General features: G+C 74.4%; 1 protein-coding gene. It reads right to left on the bottom strand.

Annotation, left to right across the window (positions count from 1 at the left end; all coding sequences use genetic code 11):
- The coding region (locus tag CHF15_RS43695) for a type I polyketide synthase (protein ID WP_143681804.1) at positions 1 to 4,944 on the bottom strand (4,944 nt) is incomplete at both ends.

The following is a 4,944-nucleotide window of genomic DNA, read 5'->3' as shown; positions in this document are numbered from 1 at the left end:
ACCCAGAACTCGGGCGAGCCCATGTCATCTGCGACGACGGCGCCCGTCAGGTTCGACACGACCGGGATACGCGGGGCCTCGAACGACAGCCCCGCCACCACCTCACGGAAGTCCGCCAGCATCCCGTCCATGTGCGGCGAGTGGAAAGCGTGACTGACCGTCAGCCGCTTTGACTTCCGGTCCGCGAAGGCCTCCACGATCGCGACCGCGGCATCCTCGTCACCCGCGATGACGACCGACTCCGGACCGTTCACAGCCGCGACGCTCACGCGATCATTCAGCAGCGGCAGAACCTCGTCCTCCGACGCCTGCAGCGCGATCATCACGCCAGCCGTCGGCAGCGCCTGCATCAACCGACCACGCGCCGCAACCAGCGTGCACGCATCCTCCAGGGACAACACCCCCGCCACATGCGCGGCCGCGATCTCACCCACGGAGTGACCCGACACGAAGTCCGGCCGCACGCCCCAGCTCTCCAGCAGCCGGAACAGCGCCACCTCCACCGCGAACAACGCCGGCTGCGCGAACTCCGTGCGATCCAACGCCTCCGCGTCATCACCGAACAGCACACCCAGCCCAAGCCGCTCGCCCACAGCGTCCAACGCCTCGGCGAACACCGGATAGGCGGCATACAACTCCCGCCCCATCCCCAGTCGCTGACTCCCCTGCCCCGTGAACAGGAAGGCGAGCGCGCCGGTGCTCACGGCACCCCGCACCAGGCCGGGTGCGTGCTCTCCGCGGGCCAGGGCGGCGAGGGCGTCGAGCTGGGCGGCCGGGTCCGGTGCGACGAGAACCGCCCGGTGTTCCAGGGCGGCGCGGCTGGTCGCGAGGGAGTAGGCGAGGTCGATGCCACGCGTGGCCTCGCTGCCGGCGGCAGCCTGGTGCAGGCGCTCCGCCTGGGCCTGCAGTGCGGTCGCCGTGCGGGCGGAGACCGGCCAGGGTACGACGGGCAGGTCGCGGGCCGGCCCCTCCGGGGCGGGCACGACGCTGTCGGGGGCCTGCTCGATGATCGCGTGGGCGTTGGTGCCGCTGTAGCCGAAGGAGGAGACGCCGGCGCGGCGCGGGCGGCCGGTGTCGGGCCACTCGACGGCCTCGGTCAGCAGGGAGATGTCTCCCGCCGACCAGTCGACGTACGGGGTCGGCTCGTCCACGTGCAGGGTCCGCGGCAGCAGGCCGTGCCGCATCGCCATGACCATCTTGATGACACCGGCGGCACCGGCGACGGCCTGGGTGTGTCCGATGTTCGACTTGACGGAGCCGAGCCACACCGGGCGGTCGGCGGATCGGCCCTGGCCGTAGGTGGCGAGGAGTGCCTGCGCCTCGATGGGGTCGCCCAGGGTGGTGCCCGTGCCGTGGGCCTCGACCGCGTCGACGTCCGTGGCCGACAGGCCGGCGTCGGCGAGGGCTTCCCGGATGACACGCTGCTGGGAGGGGCCGTTCGGGGCGGTCAGGCCGTTGCTCGCGCCGTCCTGGTTGACGGCAGAACCGCGCACGACCGCCAGCACCGGGTGGCCGTTGGCTCGGGCGTCCGAGAGTCGCTCGACAAGAAGCAGCGCGACGCCCTCGGACCAGCTCGTCCCGTCCGCCGACGCGGCGAACGCCTTGATGCGGCCGTCCGCGGCCAGGCCGCGCTGGCGGCTGAACTCGGTAAACGCGCCAGGGGTGGACATGATGGTGACGGCGCCGGCGAGAGCCATCGAGCAGTCGCCGCGGCGCAGCGCCTGCGCTGCCAGGTGCAGGGTGACCAGGGACGACGAGCAGGCGGTGTCGATGGTGACGGCCGGGCCCTCGAGCCCGAAGGTGTAGGCGATGCGGCCGGAGACGACGCTGGCCGCATTGCCGGTGCCCAGGTGGCCTTCGAGGCCGTCGGCGTCTTCGAGCCACAGGTGCAGGTAGTCCTGGGCGTTGGAGCCGACGAACACGCCGGTGCGGCTGCCCCGCAGCGTGGTGGGGTCGATCCCGGCGCGTTCGAACGTCTCCCAGGTGGTCTCCAGCAGCAGGCGCTGCTGCGGGTCCATGGCCAGCGCCTCACGCGGCGAGACGCCGAAGAAGTCGGCGTCGAAGTCGGCGGCGTCGTGGAGGAAGCCGCCCTCGCGGGCGTAGCTGGTGCCCTCGCTGTCGGGGTCGTCGCTGTAGAGGTGGTCGAGGTCCCAGCCGCGGTCGGCGGGGAAGCCGGTGATGCCGTCGCGTCCGGCGGCCAGGAGCTGCCAGAGGTCTTCGGGGGACGTGACGCCGCCGGGGAAGCGGCAGCTCATCGCGACGATCGCGATGGGGTCGTCGTCCGCGTGGACCGTTCGCGGTCCGGTCGGCGCGAGGGCGGTCCCCGCCCGGGCCGCGTCCCCGTCCGTCAGGTCGCCGACGAGTTCTTCGCGCAGGTATCCGGCGAGCGCGGTGGCCGTCGGGTAGTCGAAGACGAGCGTGGCGGGCAGGCGCTTGCCGGTTGCGGCACCGAGCAGGTTGCGCAGCTCGACAGCGGTCAGGGAGTCGAAGCCCAGCTCCTTGAACGAGCGCCCGGGCTCGACGGAGGCCGGTCCGGGGTAGCCGAGCGCGGTGGCGACCTGCTTGCGGACCAGATCCAGCAGGGCGCGGTCACGTTCGGCGGGGGCGAGCCCGGCGAGACGCTCCCGGAACCCGGCCTCTCCTTCCGCGCCCGTGGCGGCCACGGCACGGCGAGTGGGAGCCCCGACCAGACCACGCAGCAGCGGTGACAGGGAGCCGGTCTGGGCCTGGGTGCGCAGCGCCGCGGTGTCCGCACGCATCAGGACGGGTGCCGCCTCACCGACGCGGTGGGCGAGGTCGAAGAGCTCCAGGCCTTCCGCCGTGGTCAGCGGGGGCAGGCCCGCGCGCCGCATGCGGCTGATGTCGGCCTCGTCGAGGCCGCCGGCCATGCCCGGGCCGCCCGTCGCGTCCCCTCCGCCGGCCCACAGGGCCCACGCCATGGAGGTGGCGGCGAGGCCCTGGGACCGCCGGTGGTGGGCGAGGGCGTCCAGGAAGACGTTGGCGGCCGCGTAGTTGCCCTGCCCGGCGCCGCCGAAGACGCCGCCGATGGAGGAGAAGAGGACGAAGGCCGAGAGGTCGAGGTCCCGGGTGAGGTCGTGCAGGTTGAGCGCCGCGTCGGCCTTGGGGCGCAGGACCGCGGAGAGCCGTTCCGGGGTGAGGGACGTGAGGACGCCGTCGTCGAGCGCGCCCGCGGTGTGGACGATCGCGCCGAGCGGGTGCGCGTCCGGGATGCCGCGCAGGACGTCGGCGAGGGCTTCGCGGTCGGCGACGTCGCAGGCCGCCCACGTCACCGTGGCGCCCGCCGCGGTCAGTTCGGCGCGCAGTCGCTCGGCGTCCGGGGTCGTGCCGCCCCGGCGTCCCACGAGCAGCAGGTGGCGTACGCCGTGCCCGGTGACGAGGCGGCGGGCGACGAGACCGCCGAGCATGCCGCCCGCCCCGGTGATCAGTACGGTCTTGTCGGGCGCGTAGGAGGTGACGTCGGCGTCGTCGTCCTGCCGGGCGACGCGGACGAGCCGGGGGGCGTGCGAAGCGCCGGCGCGCACGGCGAGTCGGGGCTCGTCCGCGGCGAGGGCGTACGGCAGGGCGCGGGCGGAGTCCTCGCGTCCGTCGGTGTCGACGAGCAGCAGCCGGTCGGGGTACTCGGACTGCACGGAGTGCAGCAGGCCCAGTGCGGCGGCGTGCGCGGGGTCGGTGATCCCGGTGTCGGCGCCGGTGGTGACCGCGCCCTGGGTGACGACGACCAGCCGGCAGCCGGCGAAGGCCTCACCCGCGAAGAGCTCGTCGGCGCACCACGCCTGGGCGAGGGCGAGGGCGTCGTGCGCGGCGGCGTGCACGGCCTGGGCCGACAGCTCCTCCGCCGGGCCGTACCCGACGACCACGGCGTCCGGCACGGGCGCCCCGGCCTCGACGGCCGCCGCGAGTGCGGCCAGGTCGGCGTGGACGCCGACCTCGCTGGTCAGCGCTCCCGGCAGTGACGCGATTGCGGCGGCCCCGCCGACGACGGCCCAACGCCGCTGTGCGGGGGCGGTGCCGGGGGTGCCCGGCAGGGGCGTCCACTCCGTGCGGAACACCGCGTCGTGGTACGCGGTCCGCGCGGCCCGTACCTGCTCGGCGGAGACCGTGCGCAGTGCGAGGGCGTCCACGGTGGCGACGGGTGCGCCGGTGGTGTCGGCGATCTCCAGGCGCACGTCGTCCGCCCCCGTTCGCGCGACGTGGACGCGCAGGGCCTCGGCGCCCGCGGCGTGCAGCGTCACCCCGGTCCAGGAGAACGGCAGCCGTCCCTCGCCGTCGTTTCCGCCCAGCCCGCCGAGGGCGAGCGCGTGCAGGGCCGCGTCGAGCAGGGCGGGGTGCAGGCCGAAGTCCCGTGCGGCAGCGGTGTGCCCCTCGGGCAGCGCGACCTCGACGTAGACGCTCTCCCCGCGCCGCCACGCGGCGGTCAGTCCACGGAAGGCGGAGCCGTAGGCCATGCCGAGCGCAGAGAGCTCCGCGTAGAGGTCCTCCGTCGGGACGGCCTCGGCTCCCGCCGGGGGCCACTGGGTGAGCTCGAAGTCCGGCTGTCCGGCGCCTTGGGCGAGGACGCCGTCGGCGTGCCGCACCCACGGCACATCGGCGGCGCTGTCCTCGGCGCGGGAGGAGAGCGTGAACGTGCGACGACCTGTGCCGTCCGCGTCGGGCGCGGCCACGTGGATCTGCACCTGCACGCCGCCGCGCTCGGGGAGAACGAGCGGGGCCTGGAGGGTGAGTTCCTCCAGCACGTCACAACCGACCTGGTCACCGGCACGAACGGCCAACTCCACAAAGGCCGCGCCGGGAAGCAGGACGGTGCCCATGACGGCGTGGTCGGCGAGCCAGGGGTGCGTGTCGAGGGAGAGACGGCCCGTGAAGAGGAAGCCGTCGGAGTCGGCGAGCGCCACGGTCGCGCCCAGCAGCGGGTGACCCAGGGCC

It is taken from the genome of Actinacidiphila glaucinigra (assembly GCF_900188405.1).
Classification (GTDB): Bacteria; Actinomycetota; Actinomycetes; order Streptomycetales; family Streptomycetaceae; genus Actinacidiphila; species Actinacidiphila glaucinigra.
This window is presented reverse-complemented; position numbering and strand designations above follow the sequence as displayed.